Annotated in this window: 13 protein-coding genes; 4 read left to right on the forward strand and 9 right to left on the reverse strand. The window is 69.4% G+C overall.

The window, feature by feature from the left end; all coding sequences use genetic code 11:
* Nucleotides 1-2: 2 nt before the first annotated feature.
* From B7K23_RS14240 to B7K23_RS14280, 9 genes are read right to left on the reverse strand one after another with little or no spacing between them, the layout of a single operon-like run.
* On the reverse strand, nt 3-776 hold the full coding sequence (locus B7K23_RS14240) for a hypothetical protein (protein WP_084127350.1): 774 nt from the start codon (nt 774-776) through the stop codon (nt 3-5).
* Nucleotides 767-2,392, reverse strand: a complete 1,626-nt coding sequence (locus tag B7K23_RS14245; protein ID WP_084127351.1) for a serine/threonine-protein kinase — start codon at nt 2,390-2,392, stop codon at nt 767-769. Before B7K23_RS14245 ends, B7K23_RS14240 begins: the two co-directional genes overlap by 10 nt.
* Nucleotides 2,389-3,870 carry an FHA domain-containing protein gene (locus B7K23_RS14250; RefSeq protein WP_084127352.1) on the reverse strand — a complete coding sequence of 494 codons (1,482 nt, stop codon included), beginning with the start codon at nt 3,868-3,870 and terminating at the stop codon, nt 2,389-2,391. The genes B7K23_RS14245 and B7K23_RS14250 overlap by 4 nt, the downstream gene beginning before the upstream one ends.
* Nucleotides 3,857-4,666, reverse strand: coding sequence for a PP2C family serine/threonine-protein phosphatase (locus B7K23_RS14255; protein ID WP_084127353.1), 810 nt, complete (start codon nt 4,664-4,666; stop codon nt 3,857-3,859). Before B7K23_RS14255 ends, B7K23_RS14250 begins: the two co-directional genes overlap by 14 nt.
* Nucleotides 4,663-6,927, reverse strand: a complete 2,265-nt coding sequence (locus B7K23_RS14260; RefSeq protein WP_084127354.1) for a transglutaminase domain-containing protein — start codon at nt 6,925-6,927, stop codon at nt 4,663-4,665. The genes B7K23_RS14255 and B7K23_RS14260 overlap by 4 nt, the downstream gene beginning before the upstream one ends.
* Complete coding sequence (locus tag B7K23_RS14265) at nt 6,924-8,030, reverse strand: RDD family protein (RefSeq protein WP_159451438.1); 1,107 nt, start codon at nt 8,028-8,030, stop codon at nt 6,924-6,926. Before B7K23_RS14265 ends, B7K23_RS14260 begins: the two co-directional genes overlap by 4 nt.
* Nucleotides 8,027-9,334: a DUF58 domain-containing protein gene (locus tag B7K23_RS14270; RefSeq protein WP_084127356.1), complete on the reverse strand. Its 1,308-nt coding sequence runs from the start codon at nt 9,332-9,334 to the stop codon at nt 8,027-8,029. Before B7K23_RS14270 ends, B7K23_RS14265 begins: the two co-directional genes overlap by 4 nt.
* Nucleotides 9,331-10,305, reverse strand: a complete 975-nt coding sequence (locus tag B7K23_RS14275; RefSeq protein ID WP_084127357.1) for a MoxR family ATPase — start codon at nt 10,303-10,305, stop codon at nt 9,331-9,333. Before B7K23_RS14275 ends, B7K23_RS14270 begins: the two co-directional genes overlap by 4 nt.
* A 22-nt stretch (nt 10,306-10,327) precedes the next feature.
* A complete protein-coding gene (locus B7K23_RS14280) occupies nt 10,328-16,501 on the reverse strand; it encodes an Ig-like domain-containing protein (protein WP_084127358.1) in 6,174 nt (2,057 codons plus the stop codon).
* Between the two features lie 289 nt (nt 16,502-16,790).
* On the opposite strand from B7K23_RS14280, the gene B7K23_RS14285 reads away from it, so the two are divergent.
* From B7K23_RS14285 to B7K23_RS15865, 4 genes are all read left to right on the forward strand, one after another.
* Nucleotides 16,791-17,450, forward strand: a complete 660-nt coding sequence (locus tag B7K23_RS14285; RefSeq protein WP_084127359.1) for a response regulator — start codon at nt 16,791-16,793, stop codon at nt 17,448-17,450.
* Nucleotides 17,450-18,643, forward strand: coding sequence for a sensor histidine kinase (locus tag B7K23_RS14290; protein ID WP_084127360.1), 1,194 nt, complete (start codon nt 17,450-17,452; stop codon nt 18,641-18,643). Before B7K23_RS14285 ends, B7K23_RS14290 begins: the two co-directional genes overlap by 1 nt.
* Entirely contained in the window at nt 18,631-19,689 is a 1,059-nt protein-coding gene (locus B7K23_RS14295; protein WP_084127361.1) for a hypothetical protein, read from the forward strand. Before B7K23_RS14290 ends, B7K23_RS14295 begins: the two co-directional genes overlap by 13 nt.
* A gap of 126 nt (nt 19,690-19,815) precedes the next feature.
* The gene (locus tag B7K23_RS15865) at nt 19,816-19,992 is read left to right on the forward strand and encodes a hypothetical protein (RefSeq protein WP_200809852.1); all 177 of its coding nucleotides are present in this window, start codon (nt 19,816-19,818) and stop codon (nt 19,990-19,992) included.
* Nucleotides 19,993-20,173 lie beyond the last annotated feature (181 nt).

Consider the following 20,173-nt stretch of genomic DNA (forward strand, 5'->3'; position numbering starts at 1 on the left):
TCTCAGCGACCTCCCTCAGTTGCGGTGGGGGCGGAGTTTCGGGCGCGCTCCTCATCGAGCGCGGGAAGATCGGATCGGGTCACGATGCGCGCGGCGATGGCGTGCTCCACGAGCCGTGCACGACGGTTCGTCGCATAGGCACTGCCTCCGCCGTGAAGCCCCGGCACGCCAGCGCGGGTGAGCTTGTCGCAGACGTTGTCGAGCTTGCGGTTGAAGCGCGTCACGGTCCAGCCAAGTCGTTCGGCGGCAGTGGCCGAGGTCGGGATGTCACTCATCGACACTCCTTCGCGGCGGAGCATCGGCTCCGCGAGCGCGACGATGATGACCTTCTGCGCGGGCGTCAGGATGACGTCCCCGAGCGTCGAAAGCGCGTCCTCAGCCACAAGGTGCGCCGACTCCTCGAAGGTAGGCGCCTCAGTGAGCAGCGTGAGCTCGTACGTGGTGGAGCCGGCGGTGAAGATCACGGACATCGCGCGGAACACGAGCGGGATCCTCGCGCCCGGCGCGAGCCACGCCTGGACGCGCCCCGAGCCGTCGGTGACGGTGGCAGACAGTCGCGAGCCGACGTTCTCAAGCCACCAGAGGGAGTCGGAGACGCGCAGGCGGAGCAGATGACGGTGCAGGAAGCGGTTGTCATCGATCGCGAGATCGCCCTCTCGCCCGATCACGAACTCCCGGTCGGGCCCGACGGTCTGCACCTCGCCCGCGAACTCCACTGCCACCGGTGCGGGTCGGCCGGTCTCCGCGACCGCGGGAGACGCGGGCGTCACGCGCATCCCTCCGCCGAGTCACCGATGCGGCCGGAGCCGCCCAGCACGCGCACCTCGATGCACCGACTGCCCTCGGCCTCGACGTCGAAGCTCGCCTCGGCGTCAGCGGTGCTCGCGTACCCATCCTCGCTGCCGACGACACGCCATTGGTAGGTGTCGCCGTCGCCGAGCTCGTCCGACGTCCACGTGAATGTCGCCGTCGTCCCGTCAACCACACCCGAGACGTCCTCGATGCCGGCGACGGATCCGAGGTCGACGACCTGCACCGGAGCCTCCGAGCCCGCGCCGTCCGGCTCCGACGCGTCCGCGCCGGCGTCGCCGCCACCCAGCGCCAGGGCCGCACCGATCCCTCCGCCGACGACGACCACGAGCGCAGCGGCGATGATCAGCGGCCTCCGCGACCGGGGCGGGGAGTCCTCCTCTCCCTCCTGCTCCTGCTCGACAGGCCCCGACGCGGGGCGGAGCACTGTCGAATCGACCGCCGCCGCCTCGGGCACCGAGCCCGCGGTGAAGCCTCCGCGCTGGGGTGCGCGCAGCACGGTCGCGCCCTCCTCGTCCGCGGCCTCCGCGGGGGGCGGAGCGATCGCCCCCCAGCTCGAGGCGCGGCGCGGCGCCAAGGTGGTGTGCGTATCGGCGGGGAGCGCGGACGTGAACGTGGGGGCGGTTGGCGGCGAGGTCGGATCGATGCTCTGAACCGCCCGCACGCGCGTGCGGCCGTCGTCTTCGTCGTCCTCGATGTCCTCCTCGATCGCGTCGTCGAGCACGTCGACGGGCGTCACGGACATCGACATCTCGGCCTGAAGCCGCTGGAGCGCATGCGCGAGCTCGAGCACCGACGCGTAGCGGTCCTCCGGCCGCTTCGCCATGGCCTTCGCGAGCACCGCGTTGAGCGCGGGGGGCGCATCGGCCCGCCGCAGCGGAGGAACGGGAGTCGACTCGATGCGATCCATGAGAAGCATCGCGGTGCTCGGCTCGCCGGGAACCTCGAACGGTGTGTGTCCGGCGAGGAGGGTGTAGATCGTGGCGGCGAGCGCGTACACGTCGGTTCGGGTCGAGCTGCGGGGCGGATCCTCGAAGGACTCGGGCGGGCTCCATGGGATGGACATCCCGACGGACTCACCCTCCGCGTCGACCTCGCCCGCGATGCCGAAGTCCGTCAGCGCCGGCCGGTTGTAGGCGGTCACCAGAATGTTCGCCGGCTTGATGTCGCGGTGCAGGATCCCCGCGCGGTGCGCCGTCTCGACCGCCCCCGCGACCTGGACGCCGATCCGGAGCGTCTCGGCGATCCCGAGAGGCTCCTTCCGGTAGCGCGCCTGAAGGTTCGGCTTGGGGCAGTTCTCCATGACGAGGTAGGGGCGGTTGTCCGCCGACATCCCCGCTTCGTAGATGGACACGATCGCTGGATGCGTCGACAGCTGGGCCATGAGGTTCGCCTCGGCTGCGAAGTTCTCCACTGCGCCGCTCGCCATCCGGTCCTTGAGCAGGACCTTCACCGCGACTTCTCGCTTAGGCATGTGCTGCTGATAGAGGAAGACGTCGGCGAAGCCGCCCGATCCGAGGAGGCGACGATGCTCGAAGCCCGGCAGGTCCGGTGGCGCCGAAGGCGCGCGGCGGGCGCTCATGCGAGGTCCTCGACAGCGACGGACACACCCTCGCCGAGATCCAGCGCGTCGCCGCTCAGAAGGATCGTCGGCTCCTGGGGATGCAGCCGCACCGGGTCCTTGCCTGGCCGGCGCAGCACCGTGCCGTTGGTGGTATCCAGATCAACCGCGAGCACCGCCGTGCCCTGCACGCGCAGCTCGAGGTGAGATCGCGAGATGTCCTGCTGGGGGCTCGGGACGGTGATGAGGTGCGGCACGTCGCCGGTGGACCGCATGGACTTGGGCCGCCGCCCCAGGATCACCGATCGATCGAGGGAGACGGTCTCTCCGGTGGAGACGACGGCACGGCCCACGCAGCCGGAGGTCGCGGCCGGGGCCTGCTGGCGCATCGCCCGCAGCTGGGCCACCGACACGGTCATGCCGTCGTGGTCCCCTTCCTGGAGCGCAGGCGGGGCGGGATCCTGACGCTCCGGCTCGGGAGACGGCGCGGGCGCGGACCGCCCGGGTCCGTCCCCGGTCAGGTGGAGGGGGATGCCAGCGATGAGATCTCCGTCCGAGTGGGCGGGAGCGGGCGAATCAGAGGATGGCTGCGACACCTGCAGCTCATCGGGCATCAGGACCGGCGCGGTCCAGGACGATGCGGCGGCGGCCAGGTCGGGAGCCAGGTCCGGGCTCGGCTCCGGAAGAGATGCTCCCGGATCGGGTTCCGTCGTCGGCGCTGACTCCTTCGCGACCTCGGTCGCTCCGTCGACGCCCTCGTCCACGATGCGCACCGCCGCGTCCTCGACGTGGCGCATGACCGTCGCGCCGAACAGGTCGTCGTAGTCGTCGGCCCCGGAGTGGTCCTCGGGCACGGTCGGCGCGGGGTGCGCGACCGGCGTCGGCTCCACCGAGTGGGCCACGGCGTGACGGTCCTCCGCGGCGGCGTTCACCGTGGTGTCCTCGGGAACGAGCGTCATCGAGTCATCGACCACATCCTCAACCGGCACATCGGAGGCCGGCTCGACCGCGACGGCCGGGACCTGAGCCGGCTCCGCGTCGATGCGAGCCTGGGGCACAGGCTCCGGTGTCGTCGTCTCGCCGATATGGACGATGTCGCACAGCACCACGGCGTCATACGCAGGCAACAGGCCCACGGAGTCGTTGCGCGCCTCTGCGGCGCGAATCTCGAGCCCACCTTCGAGCGGCAGCAGCCGCTCGGCCCATGTGGAGATCCCCTCGCCAGAGATGACCTCTCCCCCGCACCGCACGTCGAGCCCGCCGCGGATCGCCACACGGATGCGTTCGCCCTCCCGGACCGCGATCGCGAAGTCCGGGAGCTGAGCGAAGGATGCCCCCGAGGCTCCCGCGAGAGCCTCGAGCATCGCGGGGAACCCACCTCCCTCGCCGGCCGCGTCGCGCACCGCGAGCGCAGCCTGGGTGCCGAGCGATCCGGGCACCATCGCCACCGCGCCCGGGGTGAGGACGCCGAACCACGTGCCCGGGCTATAGCGATACATCGGTGGCCTCCTCGGTCACGCGCGGGACGGTGTCGTCGTCCGCCTCGTCGATCTCCTGCTCGCCTCGCGCGACCGCGATCGCGTCGAGCACGATCACCGAGACGTTGTCGCGCCCGCCGCGCGCGAGGGCAGCGGCCACCAAGGCGTCCGCAGCGTCCTGCGGATCGGAGGCGCTCGCGAGCGCGGCGGCAATCCCCGCGTCGTCGACCTCTCCGCTCAACCCATCGGAGCACACGACGAGCCTGTCCCCGACCGCCGCCGGCATGAGCCAGAAGTCGGCCTCGGCGCTCGAGCCCGCGCCGATCGCGCGCGTGACGATGTTGCGGTCGTGATGAGTGCGTGCCTGCGCCGGCGTGAGCTGGCCCTCGTCGACCATCTCCTGCACCACCGAGTGGTCGACGCTGATCTGACGGATCGCTCCGTCCACGAGCCTGTAGGTGCGGGAGTCGCCGATGTTGACAACGATCCAGTAGCCCGCGCCGGCGTGCTCGGCGACGAATGCTCCCGTGACCGTCGTGCCGGCGCCGTTCTCGCTGTCGACGGGCAGCGACCCGACAGCAAGTCGCGCGCGGCTCAACGCGCCGCGGATCTCCTCGACGGTGACGCTGTCGCGTCCGCTCATGCCCTCGAACTCGTGGATCGCAGCCGCGGATGCGAGCTCGCCAGCCTCGTAGCCACCCATGCCGTCGGCCACGAGGAAGACGGGGTGCTGCGCGAGCACGCTGTCCTCGTTGAGCTTCCGGCGCAGCCCGGTGTGCGTCGCGGACCCGGCTGCCACCGTGATCGGTGCGGTCATCGCTCACTACCTCCGACCATGCGTGCGGAGCGGCGACGGTGAGCGAGCGACCGGAGCGACAGCCGGGAGCGGAGCGCACGGAGCCGACCTCCCCGCCGTCGGGTCTGGACGATGTACGCATCCACCTCGTCCCAGAAGGCCTGAGTCTGAGCGTCATCCCAATCGACCGGACCGAAGACGCCCGCGTCCGCGCGACGCGCGAGCGCTACCGCGGTCGACGACGACAGCTCATAGTCGAGCGCGTGCCCCTGCTCGGCTCTCGTGGCGCCCGGGATCAGCGCGATCCCCGTGTCCGTCGCTGCGTCGGCTAGCTCATCCCAGGCACCGGCGACGGCGTCGGCTGGCCTCGTGGCATGCCGACGAGCACGGCGTCGCCGAGCCTTGGCCACGAGGATCGCGACGAAGGGAAGCGCGAGGGCCGCGGACACGCCGCCCGCGACGGCGCCGTAGCGCACGATCTCCACGATCGTCTCGAGAAGCGGGTCGTCACCTTCTATCGCCTCATCCTCGATCGCCTCGGTCGGCGGGGTCTCCTCAGGCTCCTCCGGAGGGGGCGGGGGCTGAAGGACCTGCGGATGCGCCTGGTGGCGCGGCGGCTGCTCGGAGTCTGGGATCGTCTTGTCCTCATCGGGAGCCGCGTCGTACGCGACCCAGCCTGCCGACTCGTACGGCACCTCTACCCAGGCATGGAGGTCCGCGGCAGTGACGTCGTACGAGCCGGCGACGGCATCGTCCGGGTAGAAGCCCATGACCACGCGCGAGGGGATGCCGAGCGAGCGCGCCATGAGCGCGAGCGCCACGGCATACTGCTCGTCGTCGCCGACCATCTGCTCGGAGGTGAGCAGGGAGTCGATGCGCACGGTGCCGTGGCCGGACAGCGAGTCGGGCTCGCTGTCAGAGACGCCATGTGAGAAGTAGCCGGTGTCGCGAAGCCACGCAGCAAGCGCTTCCATGCGCTCTGCATCGGTGGCTGCCTCTGCCACCGCCTCCTGCGCGGCGTCGGCCACGGACGAGGGAATGTTGGTGGCGTCGGGCACGGCGAGCGAGGCGAACGTGTCGTCGCCCAGCTCCTCGGCGGTAGGGATGGCCGACCAGGTGGTCTCGACCGTGTACTCGGTCCCCTCGGACAGCATGCTCGGGACGACCGCGGTGCCTGTGGCGCGGTTGTAGTAGACCGACCGATGCTCGTCGTCGGAGAAGCTCACGGACTGCACATCGCCCACGTCGGGCAGCCAGACGCCTCCCAAGGTGCCTGCCGTGAAGGTGATCTCCACCGCGTCACCGTCGGCTGTGACGCCGGTGTCACCCGACAGCGCGAGGAACGTCCCCGAGCCCGCCTGACCGGTGGCGCCGACGCCGAAGACGGTGCCGTCATACGTGTCCAGGGTGGCCAGACGCACGCGCGCGCCTGCCGGCAACCCGCCGACCGTGAAGAGAGTGGGCTCGGCCTGGTCGGACTCCAGACCGCGGAACGACTGGAGCGGCGACGCGTAGTCATGGATGTCGAAGGGCGGCAGCACATGGTTCCGCAGCACGTCGCGGGACTCTCCCGCGACGGCCACCGTCCCCACGCCCCAGGCGGCGCCACCGGCGACGACGATCATCGCCGTCCCTGCGGCGACCGCGGGCCAGGCTGGGGCCCCTGCCTGCGCCTGCGAGTCCCCGAGGACTCGCGTCTCGCGGCGTACCCACGCGAGCCAGAGCGCGCCGCCGAGCGAAGCGGCGACCGCGGCGACGACGGGCAACGACACCAGGTACGTGCCGAAGACGACCGCGATGAGCGTCAGTGCGCCGACCGGGGCGAGAGCCCAGGCGGGCCGCCTCCCACGCAGCACGATCGTGGTCGCCGCGAGCGACGCGAGGAGGGTCGCGAGGAACGGGACGAGGAGGGTCGTGCTGTAGCCCACGACGGGCGCTTCGGCGGTGAGCAGGTCCTTCCACGACGTGCCCAGGCCGCGGGCCGCCTCGGCGATCGTCGCGAGGCTCGGCACGAAGCCCGCGATCGCATCGTCCCGCAGCGCCAGCGGGGCCGCGAGCACGATGTAGGCGACGAGGGCGGTGGCCCACACGAGGTACCAGGGCCAACGCCGCAGCGCCCCGACGAAGCCAAGTCCCACGCCGATCGCCAGTCCGCCCGCTCCCGCGATCAGGTAGCTGCCGCCGACATACACGGGCGCGAATGCCCACACCCCGACGCCGAGCAGCACGACGAGCGGCCACAGCAGGGGAAGCCGTGAGGAGAGCGCCTTGTCTGGAGTCATCCGGCAGCCTCCACGGTGGCGATCCGGTCGCCGACGGTGATGCGGTCTCCGACCGCGAGATGCACGGCGGTGAGCGGAACGAGCGATTCGGTCCGCCCCGCGCGCACCACGTCGGTGCCGTTGGTGGAGTGGAGATCGGTGACCCGGATCCTCGGCCCGTCCGGCTCGATCAGCAGGTGGCTCTTCGACAGGGATCGGGTCTCGTCGACGATCCTGACCGCGCGGGCACCGTCGGTCGAGTCCGGGTTGCGGCCGATGCGCACCGGACCGTCGATCCCCACGTGGGTGCCGTCGTCCCAGACCAGGCGCAGCGCCGCGGGTTGCGGCGAGCGGCGAGGAGGAGCCGCGCGGGTCGCATCCAGATCCTCGACGCCGCCCGTGGGAGCGAGCGCAGGCGAGGACGCGAATGAGGGCGCCGCCGAGGTGACCATCGGCCCCGCGTCGGCTCGCTCGGCGAGGCGGTCGGAGTCAGGTCCTGGCGAGGCCATGCCTGGCACCGCGCTGATCAGGCCCTGCCCAGAGGAGGTGGGCGACGCGAAGCTCGGCACCACGGTGCCGGGTGTCGGTGAGGCTGCAGGGGCGCTCATCGGTGCGACGGAGGTGATGGGTTCGACCGGTTCCGCGGGGAGACTGCTCGGCTCGGGCCGTGCAGTCTCTGCGCCCTCGGTCGGGAGCTCGGCCCCGGGAAGCGTCGTGGCGTCGCGGTCGACGAGCAGCGACCCGACGATGCGGTCATGCCAGCCGCGGTTCTGCTCATTGTCGAAGAACGGCGAGAAAACAGCGAACGGGATGATGCCGAACAGCATCCAGCGTCCTACGGACCTGCCGCGCCCGATCGGCAGCCCCGTGACCGCATCGACCAGGGTCAGTCGCGTGGCTCGGTAGCCGACGCTTCCCTGCGCGGTCCCCTTGAGTGCCATGTAGAAGAACGGCAGCGCGAGCACCGCGAGGCCGAGCACGATCGCCAGCACCCCGCCGGTGGGGTCGTTGAGCGCCACGATCACCTGGACGGCGTAGCCGACCGCGACGAGGAGAGTCACGAACAGGCCGTCCAGCAGGTAGGCGCCCAGGCGTCGTCCGAGCGGGGCGGGCACGAGGTTCACGAGAGCCTCCTCATGGCTGGTGGCAGGTCCGACAGGTCGCCGACGGTGAGCACGGAGATGTCTCCGATGCGGTGACGGGTGAGTGCTGCCCCCGCCTCGCAGATGAGAGCCACGACCTGGACACCGACGGGAATCCGCGCGGCGGCCCTTCGCAGGTGAGCAGGCGTGGCGCGGGGCCCGGTGACGAGCATCGCGACGGAGGCGCCGGGCACCGCGAGCCCGACTCGCCCGGCGAGCTCGGTGAGCGTTCCCCTGCGCAGGGGCGTCGGCTCCACTGCAGAGAGACCGTCGAGGAGGCGCCTCCCAGTGCGGGAGGGAACCGTGCCCGACTGGAGCATCAGCGTCACCTGCTTCTCCTCGCGCAGCGCCTGGAGTGCGAGGGAACCCGCGCACGAGACGGCGAGCTCGAAGTCCTCCTCTGCCCGGTACTCCTCCTCGTTGGCGCTGAGCGCGACTGCGAGGTGGGAACGGCGCGTCTCCTCGAACTGGCGCACCATCAGCTGCCCCGTGCGCGCGGAGGAGCGCCAATGCACGTGGCGGCGGTCGTCGCCTGGCGCGTACTCGCGCAGCGCGTGGAACGAGACGTCGGAGTTGGACAGGTCGCGCGTCGGCAGCCCTTCGAGGTCCTGCAGGAAGCCCTTGGAGGAGCCGTCCAGCGACACGGTGCGCGGGTGCACGAAGAGCTCCACGGGCTCGGCCCACACCACGTCCCGCGCGACAAGACCGAGGGGGTCACCACGCAATGCCCGCAGCGGCCCCACCTGGAGCACCGTGCGCTTCTGGGTCGGGATGGTGAAGAGGTCCTCGTGCCGCTCGCCCGCCGCGAGTCTCGGGATGGAGAACTCTGCGACACCGTAACCCACCTGGAGCTCGACCCTCAGCGCCGAGGCCGCGCGGCCCGCAGGATTGATCACCTCGAGGGCACCCATGGCCCGCTCCCCCACGACGACGCGGCTGCGGTTCAGGTCGAGCGTGGCCCTGTGCCCCATGCTTCCGAAGAGAAAAGGCGTGGCAGCGCCGACCAGCACGAGCCCCGCGACACCCATGGCGACGACCTCGCCCCAACGCCAGATCGATCCGGCAAGGACCAGACCGAGTCCGACGAGGATGAGGGCCCATGCGACCCAGCTGGGCGCGCGCGTGGCCTTGCGCAGCACGCCGATCGGCTGCGCGAGGTAGTGCGCGGCGACGTCATCCCACCAGCGCATGAGAGGTGCGAGCGCGCGCAGGACGGAGTAGCGGGCGCCACGGGCCCGTTGGGCCACTGCCTCGCCCGCGACGTGCGCGCGCTCGTCGACGGTCATGCCACGGTCGCCTTGGCCTGCGGCGCCGCGACCTCAGCGAGCACGTTGCCGAGGATCGACTCTGCGGTGACCCCTCCGAACTCGGCCTCCGCGTCGAGGACGATGCGGTGCTGCCACACGGGAAGCGCGAGCTGCTTGATGTCGTCCGGGGACACGAAGTTGCGTCCTTGGGCGGCGGCCCACACCTTCGCAGCGCGGATCATCGCGAGGGCGCCGCGCACGGACACCCCGAGCAGGGTCTGGTGCGCGTTGCGGGTCTCCTCGGCGAGCTGCGCGGCGTAGCGCAGGACAGCGGGATCCGTGTACACCGTCGAGGCGAGGTCCGCCATGTCGGCGATCGCCTTGGTGGTCGCGATCGGAGCCACCCTCGACGCCGAGTTCCGCACGGACGATCCCGCGAGGATCTCCGTGGCCGAGGCGAGGTCCGGGTAGCCGATCGACGTCTTCACCAGGAAGCGGTCGAGCTGCGCCTCCGGGAGCTTGTACGTACCGGCCTGCTCGATCGGGTTCTGCGTCGCGATGACCAGGAACGGACGGCCGGCCTCGTGAGTCGTGCCGTCGACGGTGACCTTCGACTCTTCCATGACCTCGAGAAGCGCGGACTGCGTCTTGGGCGAAGCGCGGTTGATCTCGTCGGCGAGCACGATCGACGCGAAGATCGGACCACGGTGGAACTCGAACTTGCGAGCGTGCTCGTCCCAGATGGTGACGCCGGTGACGTCCGAGGGCAGCAGGTCAGGCGTGAACTGGATGCGGCTCGACGTGCCGTCGACGGTCGCGGCGAGCGCACGGGCGAGGCTCGTCTTGCCGGTTCCGGGCGCGTCCTCGAGAAGCACGTGGCCCTCGGCGAACATCGCGGTCAGCACCAGGCGGATCACGTCCTGTTTGCCCAGGACCGCCTTGCCGATGTTGGCGGTCAGCTTGCCGAAGGTGTCGGCGAACCAGGCCGCCTGCTCGGGTGTCATTGTCATGTCGGGATGCCTTTCCTAGGAGCTACCAGGCTGTTGGCCCTGCGGTGATGTCTTGGCCGTTGACGCCGTAGATGATGACCTTGTAGTTCCTCTCGAAGCCGGCCCAGCAGTCGGTCCTGAAGGAGCCGTTGGCGGGGAACGACCCCTGGAGGACCCAAGCGGCTCCGCTGCTGGTAGTGAAGACCGAGCCATTCTCAAAGCACTTGTAGGTGTACGACCCCGCGGGGAAGTTCTTGGTGGTCACCTCGAGGTAGGGGCAGTTTCCGCCGCCGTAGTAACTGCAACCAGAGCGCGTCTGGGACGAGTGCGCCAACGTCGCCGACGGCTGCAGCGCAGTACCGGTCTTCGACATCGTGCTCGTGTTGCTCGCCTCGCCGTTGGTCGTGACGCGCACCGTGATCGTCGCTTGCTGACCGTTGCTGAGCCCGCTCTTCGTGAAGCTCTTGCTCCCCGAGGTGAAGCCGGCGTTGGACCAGTTCGAGCACGTGCCGGTGCCCGTCTTGATGCAGTACTGAATGCTCGTGATCGTGCGGCCGTTGCCGCTCGGAGCGGTGACCTTGAACGTCACCTTGCCGACTGCGGAGGTCGTGGACACGGTCGCCTGCCCGATCGGCTTGAACGGCACCGCCGTGTTGGACTGCGCCGAGGACGCGCCCGTGTACGTCACGCCTTCGACGGTCGAGACTCCGCGCACCGCCACCTTGTAGCTCGCGCCTACGTTGAGCGAGGTGATCGTGTTGTTCGCGGGCATCGCGATCCACGAGCCGGAGCCGTTGAGCTGATACTGATAGCTCACCTCGGAGGCCAGGGCGCCGTTGCGCGCTCCAGGCGTGTAGGCGACGACGATGCTCTGGTTCGCGCTCGGAGTGGAGGCCGTCACCAAGGTCGGGGCGCTCGGCGCGATGACGGCGCGGCGCTCGTCGGACCGCTCGGACTCGGCCCCCACCTTGGGCGACTTGTTGTGCCCGATCACGGAGAAGGTGTAGTTCGTCTCGGAGGTGTCCACCTCGATCGCGGCGGAGAGGGAGTCTCCCGACACCGTCAGGGTGTTGACGACCTCGGAACCTCGGTGCACCAGGACGTCGTACGACGAGACGTCGTCGCCGTTGCCGTCGGCCGCCGTCCACGACACCAGCATCTGCGCGCGGCTCCCGACGGGCTCGAGCATCGCCGTGGTCGGCTTGCCCGCAGCGAAGGGGGCGCCCGCAGGGACCTCGGAGAGCGAGTACTCGCTCTGCTCGGACCCCTGGTCGCTCGCACTGTTGAAGGCGATCACGGCGACCTGGTAGGCGACGCCGTTCTCCAGGCCCTCGATGGTGTGCGAGGTCTTCGCGCCCAGGTCGATGGTGTTCTTGCCGTTGGGCATCGCGGGCGACACGACCAGTCGATACCCCGTGATGGCGGACCCCTCGTTCTTGGGCTCGGTCCACGTCACGTCGATGCTCTGGTCGCCGAACACCAACTCCGGCGCGTTGGGCCGATCGGGAACCGCGTTGGGGTGCGCGGCCGCGGACAGGGGCGACGGATCCGAGTCGCCCTCCACGTTCGTCGCCGTGACGTAGAAGGAGTACTCCTCGCCGTTGACGATCCCGCTGCTGGCCTTCACGATTAGGGTGGTCGCGGTGGTCTGTGCAAGCTGTCGACCGTCCGACGAGTACACCGTGTAGTGCTCGATGTTGGCGCCGTTCGAGTTGGGAGCGTCCCATGCGAGCCCGACCTCGGCGTTGCCCTCGAAGGTGATCCGAGGACGTCCGGGTGCGTCGGGGCGTTCGGCGACCGCCGCGGGATCATCGGCGTCGGAACCGTCCGTCTCCTGGCCGCCGTCTCCGTCCTCCGAGATCACGGTGACGACGATGCGCCCCTCGGCCTCACGATCGGGGTCTCCTGTCACATCGACGATGCGATACGTGACGACGACAGTGCCAGAGGAACCCTCCGCGGGCGTGATCGTGACCTCGTCGCCGCTGATCGAGACGCTCGCCTGACCCGATGCCGTGTCCGCCGCGAGCAGCGTCAGCGGGCCCTGGTCGGAGAACGGGTTGAAGTCGTTGTCCAGGGGGGCGATGACGACGGCGTCCCCCGCACTCACGCCCGACACGTAGTCGTCCTCCGCGGTCGGAAGAGGACGGCCGGACGCGACCACCGTCACCTGGATGACCGCCGCCTGCGGCTCGGTGACCCCGTCGGTCACGGTGATCGGCAGGGCGAGCTCGGTTCCCTTCGCGAGGTCAGCCGTCAGAGATACCGTCAGCACCCCGTCGACGATCTCGGCGTCGATCCCCTCGGGGACGTCGTCACCCACCGCGAACGTCAGGACATCGTCGGGGTTCGGGTCGGACGCGAGCAACGAGAGCGCGAGAGTCGAGGCGTCCTCGCCGTCGGCCACGACCATGGTGGCGCCGATGATCGTCGGCGCCACGTTCTCCGCGGGCAGCACGGTGACGGGGATCGTGATGCTCGCGACCTTGCCATCCGGGTCGTCGACCGACGCGCCGTCGGTCACCTGGAACGTGAGCGCATCGGGTCCGTAGTAGCCGTCCGCCGACGTGTAGACAAGCGTGCCCTCGTCGACGACGAGCTTGTCGCCGTTGGAGTGGACGGCCCTGACGCTCTCGGCGGTCGTGAGCATCGCGGAGCCACCATCCGCGGTCACGACGAAATCGTCGATCGTGATGGTCTTCGTCTCCCCCGACGGGATCTCGATCACCTTGCCGTCGCGCAGCTGAGGTCGGTCATCTCCTTCGCCTGGGACGATGATGAAAGCGGATGCCCACAGCCCATCGGGGTCGGTGATGGTGTACCGGATCAGCTGAGCGTCGGCACCTGGCGTCACCGCGATAGTGCCGTCCTCGTTCACCGTGGCCGACTCCGAGTCGACCGTCACCTCGAGCGCACTCACGACGCCATCGGGGTCGTCGTCGTTCGCGAGCACCTCGACGTCGACGCCGCCCGATCCCGCGGACCTGAGCTGCGCACCGGACACCCTGTCGTCGCGGGCGACCGGGGCCATCGCCTCGGCATCCTTCGTGACTGCGATCCGCACCACACCGTACGACGAGGAGCCGAGCGCGTCTCTCACCACGTACTGCACGGTCGCGCTGCCCTCGGCGTCGCCGGCGGTCACGACAACCCTCGTACCGACGACCTTGGCCTCCACGCCTTCCGAGACGATGAGGGAGCCTTCGACCAGAGCGAGCTCCTGGCCCTCGGGGTCCGAATCGTTGGCAAGCACAGCGACGGCCATCTGCGTACCGGGACGCAGCTCGACGTCGTCCGCGACCGCTACCGGCGGTAGGTTCGTGGCCAGCGGCTCCGCGATCCCCACTCGCACGGTCGCGGTACCGGTGGCTCCGAAGCTGTCCCTCACCGTGTAGGTGAAGGTGTCGAGCCCCAGGGAGTCCGGGTACGCCTCGTAGGTGAGCCAGTCGTCGCCGACCTCGATCACGCGTCCAAGCTCGGGAGCCTCATCGATGCCATCGAGCGTCACGGAGTCCCCGTCGGGGTCGACGCCGTCGAGCGGGATGGAGACGCGCAGTGTGGTTCCCGCGATGGCGCGCGCGGTCACCTCCTGCGGCCGCGGGGCGGAGTTCTCCGCGTCCTCGGCGACGATCTTGATCGTGAGCGTCGCGCTCGCGGTCTGCCCCTGGGAGTCGACGATGAGATACGTGAGGCGCTGTGTCCCGGAGGCCCCCGCGGCGGCGACGAATCTGACCTTGCCGTCCGAGGGGAAGGCCTCGCCCATCGCTGTGTCCTGCTCGCTGTCCAGGTTGGGCAGCGCGTCCGCGACGCTGGCGGGGAGGGAGATCTCGAGGTCGTCCGGGTGCGAGTCGTTCGCAAGCACGTCCACGGCCACGACGTCGCCCGCGCGGACCACCGCAGTGTCATCGACCGCTTTCGGCGATCGGGTGAGGCTCGAGGGCTCAGTCGGGATCACCGTGACCTGCGCCGTCGCCGTCATGCCGTTGGACACCGAGTAGCCGAGCGTCACCGGCTCCTCGATGCCGGAGACGTTCGTGACGCGCAGCAGGCGGTGCTCGAGTACGGCGACCGTGAGACCCGAACCCGTCGGGACGTCGACCGAGGTCACCACCAGCACCCCGCCCGCAGGGTCGCTGTCGTTCGCGAGCACGTCGACAAGCACGGACTCGCCGGGGGCCACGAGCGCGACGTCCTCGACCGCGATCGGCGGTTGGGCCGCGTCAGCGGACGCGCTCACGTCGACGCGGATGATGCCAAGGGTGGTTCGCGAATCGAGCGTGGCCGCGTACAGGACGTAGTAGGTACCGGGCGCGTCGGCGGTGACGGTGACGGTGCCCGCGTCGAGATCCCGCTCGACCGTCGCGCCGGGAGTCTCCTGCTCGACATTCGCAAGCCTCAACTCGGCGCCCGAGGGCGAATAGTCATTCTTGAGCGGCGTCACCACCACCGGCAGACCCGCCTCGGTCGACGCATAGTCCGCGTTGGTGACAACCTCGCCCTCGCCGGGGTCGACGACCATGACGTTCACGACACCCTGGGCTGTCTCCACCCCGTCGGAGACCACGATGCTCACCTGATGGACGCCGGTCACGCCCGAGGTCGCGCGATAGGTGAGCTCTCCATCGCCGCTGAACTCCACCTGGTCGCTGCCGACGACCTCGGCCGCGACCAGGTAGATCGTGTCGCCTTCGGGATCGATCCAATGCGGGAGGACGTTGTAGGTCATCACTCCGTCGGCCTCGACCTCGAACGAGGGGGACGCCGCGTTCCTCTGCACGGGCGCCGTGTTCGTGTCCGCGTCCGCGATCGCGACGGTGACGACCGCGTCGTCCGTGCCCCCGCGCCCGTCCGCGACCTGATAGCCGAAGGTGAACTTGCCAGTCATGCCCTCGGGAACCGTCACCTGCACCGCGCCACCGTCGCGGATCGGTGTGATCGTCACCCCGCGAGCTCCTGAGATGTCTGTGACGGAGGCGGAGAGCACATCCCCGTCCGGGTCCAGGTCGTTGTCGACGACAGGAAGGATGGTGGTCCGACCCGCGCGCGCCCCGAAGTTGTCGTCCGACGCCTCGGGATCGTGATTCTCGGGCTCGCGGTCCTTGATGAGCGTCGGCTCCGTCGTGTCCTCATCCTGCTGGTCCCCGTCGTCCACCGACTCGTCGAAGTCGTCCCAGTTGTCCACCAAGGTGAGCGACTCGTCAGCGGTCCAGCTGAGCCCGTTCGCAGAGTCGTTGAGACGCAGGAGGCCCCGGTTGACGCGGAAGACGTAGGAGGCGTTCGGGTTGTCGTTCGAGATCGTGAGCGCACCGGTGTCCTGAGAGTCATCGATGCAATCGGCCATGAACACGTTCACGCCGCCCCACGCGCCATAGGCACACTGCCCGAGCACCACCGGCTGCGCGGGGTCACCGTCCCCGTCAGCGACGTCGAGGCGGGACGGCGTGCCTCCGTCGAGCGACTGCGACACCAGTCCGGAGGCGTCGGCGTATACGACGAGGCCGGACTCCGGACCGGCAGCCTGGAGGACCGCCGCCTTCGGATCGTCGACCTGGGTGGTCTCGCCACCAGGAAGCAGCAGCAGACCGTTGTCCGCGTCAAGGACGACGGGCGCGTCACCTACCGCGGTGATCTGGAGGTCGTCTCCGAGGTCACCTTCCCAGAGCGACTCGAGCACTGTGGTGCCGGTCTCGGGGTCCTCAACGAGCTGGACGATGCCGGCGTCGGCCGAGGCGGCAAACACTTCTCCACCGTCGGTGACCACCGCAACGGCTCCCGCGCCCAAGGTGGCGTTCGGGCTCGTCGCCTCGCTGTCGTAGCCCGCCACCTGCGAGACAGGAAGCGCCCAGACGTCGCCGGTCTCTCGCGAGGTGACGACGACCTCGTCCCCTCCAAGCCCCACCGATGCGGACGTCGGCAGCACGATCTGGGCAGTCGACTGAAGGGTGGCGGGGTCGACCACCTGGAGCTCGCCCGTGTTGACCGCGAGCACGGTGGACCCCTCCTGCAGCACGTCGAGGTCGCCTCCGCCTTGCCCGACGACGCCGTCGATGACGTCCGACATGTCATTCACGCGGCCGATGACGGACTCGGCCTGATTCGTCACCCAGACGCCTGCATCGTGCAGCTCGACGTCCTCCGTGGGGATCCCGTCGTAGACGAAAGCGACAGCTCCCGCGCCGCCGAGCGCGAGCGCAGCGACCGTTGAGGCAGCTGCCACACGACCCCGTGCTCGCAGAGTTTCGAGCGCCCTCATCGCTTTCCCCCAGAATCTTTGCTCCCCCGATGACGTGACCCACCGTAGGAACTCGCATTTCTGCGCGTCGATGGGGAGAATTCCCCATCTCGCTGAAACGCTTCTGCGGCGAGTATCGGATGGGGAATTCAACCCATCAAGCCCCCATTTCTGACAACCCCTGAATTGACTACAAGAACGCACTCGTCGCAATTCGCGACAATTTCGCTCGCAGGCCTAGGCAGCACAGAGCAGCGTCGCTAACGTTCATTCCATGGGGGAAAAGGGGAAACGGGGTCGCGTCCGCGTCGCACTCGTTGAGGACCATTCACTCATCGCGACGGGTTTTCGCAGATTCGCGTCCGATTCCGGCGACATCGAGCTCGTCGCATGGGTCGACACTGTCGACGAGGTTGAGATCAGCAGGCTCGATGTCGACGTGGTGGTCCTTGACCTGAGACTCGGGGACGGCGTACCCCCTTCCGTCAATGTCTCGCGCCTGAGCCGATATGGCCTCCCGGTGCTGATCTACAGCCAGGCTGACGACGATGCCGCTGTGCGGGCGGCGGTCCGCGCCGGGGCCGCAGGCCTCGTCAGGAAGGACGAGGACCCCGAGAACCTGGCGGAAGCGATCCGTGCGGTGGCTCGAGGCGACGTCGTGATGGGCTTCGACCTCGCCGCCGCTCTCGATTCAGACGAGCACCTCGCGGATGCACGCCTCACCGAACGCGAGCAGCAGGTGCTCGGCCTCTACGCCACCGGCGCAACGGCGCAGGAGGTAGCCACGGCGCTGGGCATCTCGCCCCACTCGGTGGCGGCATATCTGCGACGCATACGCACCAAGTACACGCACGTCGAGCGCCCGGCGGATACGCGCGTCGACCTCTTCGTGAGAGCGAGAGAGGACGGCCTGGTCGCAGAGGTCGAGGTCTGATGGGCCTCGTGCTCGGCTCTTCGGTGGGATCGAACTACGGCGCAGGGCCAGCCGCAGCACGCACGGCACGCGCCGTCATCGCAGTGTCCGCCGTGACGCAGATCATGTATCTCGGGATCAACCTCGAGGCGGTGACCGCCCAGTGGGAGACGCTGCGGCCCGCCTACGGGGTGGCGCTCGCGGGAGCGGGAGCTCTTGCCATCCTGACGCCTCCCCTCCTCGCGCGCTTCGTCGACCACCGCCAACTCGCGACCTACGTACGCACGACCGCAGTGCTTCACCTGGCGATCGTCGCGCTGTGGCCCGCCATGATCCTCCCCGGCGCGGAGCCGGCGGAATCCTCCCCGTGGCCGCACCTGTTCATCCCGTTCACGATGATGACTGCCGCGACGTCATTCGCTCCAGCGGCGATCGTCGTGTTCGGCGCCGCGAGCGCTACCGTCTCGCTGCCGCTGCTGATCTCCTCGCATGGCACGGTGGACGAACCCACCCTCGTCGACTGGATCGGAGCCTACGGCCCCCCGATCATCTTCGGCGGCCTCGTCGTCGGGGTAATGATGTACGCGATGCGCCTTGATGCGGCACTCGCGAGCGCCAGGAGCGCAGTGGTGAGCCTCGCCGAACGAGAGGCGAGATCGCGCGTCCGCGCCGCGGTCAACTCGGCGATTCACGATGATGTGCTCGCCGTCCTCAGCATGATCAAGATCGACCCCACGTCCGTGTCGGACTCCGATCTGGACCGAGCGACACAACGCATCGCAACCCTGACCGAGGAGGACCACTCGACCGATCTCGCTCCTGCGACATTTGCCTCGGCCGTCGCGGAAGCCACGTACCGATGGATGGAGGACGCGATCATCGACGTCTCAGGTGCGCGCACTCACGCGATCCCTCACCTCGCGGCTGCCGCACTGCTCGACGCTTCGGGCGAGGCGATGCGCAACTCGACCCGGCACGCGGGCAGCCCGAGCACCGGCATTCACAGGGAGGTGCATGTGCGGCTGTCGGACTCCGAGGTCGCTGTCACGATCGCTGACGACGGTGCCGGATTCGACCCTGCGGCAGTCGCGCCCGATCGACTCGGCGTCGCAGTGAGCATCAAGGACCGGATGGCCATGCTCGCAGGCGGGCATGCGCAACTCACCTCCGCACCTGGCGAGGGCACACTGATCGAGCTCACGTGGCGACCGTGACCGACGAAGGCAGCCCAGCAGCCGCAGAGACCCGGTCGGCTCTTCTCGGCCTCGACGACCGCTGGGTGACACTTGGCGCCGCCGTGCTCGCCTCGATCACGATGCTGCAGGCCTCGACCTCGACGGACGCCGTCCGGGTTCCACTCCTCACCGGCATCTGTATCGCCATCGTTGCCACCGCGACGATCATGGTCGTCCAGAGTGCCCCTGACCCGTACCCGCTCGGAGTGACAGTGGCGATGTGTGTCGCGCTCAGCGCCGGATCAGTAGCGACGACGTGGAACTACGCCACCCCCCAACCAGGCTTCGCTGCCTGGCAGCTGCAGGCGAGCGCGACGGTGATGCTCGTCCTGGCGATCCGCGGGCGGATTGCGTGGGCCTGGCTGGGCACCGCGGGCGTCAACGCACCCACTTTCGTCTGGGCACACGTGAATGGGCTTCCGCCGTCGACAGCGTGGGCAATGACGCTGCCTCCGGTGATGCTCGTCGGGGGAGCCTCGCTCTACAACCGGGCGATCCGAGGCGCGATCGCCCGCGTGCACGCCGCCGAGGCGCGCCAGCGCGAACTCGAGATCATCGAGGCGAGAGCCCATCTCGCGGCGAAGCTGCGCGACTCGGCCCACCAGCGGGTGTCGGCGCTCGCGCTTCCGGTGCTCGCACGAGCGCATCGGAAGCGCATGGACGCCGCACTCTCCGAGGACGCAGCGGCAGCGGAGTCCGCCCTGCGAGACGCGATTCATGCACCTGCGCTCACAGGAGGATCGCTCGGGGAGGCCGTCGCCGCGGCGAGGCGCCGAGGCGTGGCCGTGATGCTCCGCGACGACAGCGGCCACCAGCTGTCCCCGTCACGAGCCGAAGCCGTGACGTCCGCGGTCCTGCCGCTGCTTCAATCCACCCAAGACGGACGTGTGGTGATCCGTCTTGCACCGCCAGCGAGCCGTGCGCACGTGACTGTGCGCGCCAGCGGGCGGCGCTCGGCGAGCGCCGAGTTCCGGTGGGATGGCGAGATGCTCTGCCAGTCCTCCCCGAGCCCCACGCACGAGTGACACGGCACCCACCCCACGCGATCGCCTCATCCGACCTAGCCTCGGGAGTAACCGCCACCACTTGCATCCAGATACCCCCATGGGTATATTGGATGCGTCAAGACCACCGACGAAAGGAACGCACACATGTGCTCTCCCGCCACCTGCCCGCGCTGCGGCAAGACCACCTGGACCGGCTGCGGTAACCACATCGAGCAGGCCCTCGCCGGCGTTCCCGCGGCGCAGCGCTGCTCGTGCGACTCGGCTGCTGCCGCCAACGGCGCGTCCGAGGCCGGCATCTTCGGCCGTATGTTCGGTCGCTGACCCAGAGCTTTCTCTCCCGCGGCGGCGGGTCGACCATTCCGGGGGTCGGCCTGCCGCCGTTTTCTTATGTCCCGAGCGAGGCGCCCGAGATGGCCTCAACTGCCTCCAGGAGACATCACTGCCGCGTAGGCGGGCGTGACCTGCCTACGGGAGAGGTGGCGCTCGGCGAGAGGGACGATGC

Origin of the sequence: Demequina sp. NBRC 110054 (genome assembly GCF_002090115.1) — a bacterium.
In the GTDB taxonomy this organism is placed as follows: domain Bacteria; phylum Actinomycetota; class Actinomycetes; order Actinomycetales; family Demequinaceae; genus Demequina.

Excerpts from the sequence above, each read along its gene's own strand:
- B7K23_RS14250 (WP_084127352.1), bottom strand. The coding sequence starts at position 3,870 with ATGTATCGCTATAGCCCGGGCACGTGGTTCGGCGTCCTCACCCCGGGC.
- B7K23_RS14245 (WP_084127351.1), bottom strand. The coding sequence starts at position 2,392 with ATGAGCGCCCGCCGCGCGCCTTCGGCGCCACCGGACCTGCCGGGCTTC.
- B7K23_RS14255 (WP_084127353.1), bottom strand. The coding sequence starts at position 4,666 with ATGACCGCACCGATCACGGTGGCAGCCGGGTCCGCGACGCACACCGGG.
- B7K23_RS14275 (WP_084127357.1), bottom strand. The coding sequence starts at position 10,305 with ATGACAATGACACCCGAGCAGGCGGCCTGGTTCGCCGACACCTTCGGC.
- B7K23_RS14270 (WP_084127356.1), bottom strand. The coding sequence starts at position 9,334 with ATGACCGTCGACGAGCGCGCGCACGTCGCGGGCGAGGCAGTGGCCCAA.
- B7K23_RS14260 (WP_084127354.1), bottom strand. The coding sequence starts at position 6,927 with ATGACTCCAGACAAGGCGCTCTCCTCACGGCTTCCCCTGCTGTGGCCG.
- B7K23_RS14285 (WP_084127359.1), top strand. The coding sequence starts at position 16,791 with ATGGGGGAAAAGGGGAAACGGGGTCGCGTCCGCGTCGCACTCGTTGAG.
- B7K23_RS15865 (WP_200809852.1), top strand. The coding sequence starts at position 19,816 with ATGTGCTCTCCCGCCACCTGCCCGCGCTGCGGCAAGACCACCTGGACC.
- B7K23_RS14290 (WP_084127360.1), top strand. The coding sequence starts at position 17,450 with ATGGGCCTCGTGCTCGGCTCTTCGGTGGGATCGAACTACGGCGCAGGG.
- B7K23_RS14240 (WP_084127350.1), bottom strand. The coding sequence starts at position 776 with ATGCGCGTGACGCCCGCGTCTCCCGCGGTCGCGGAGACCGGCCGACCC.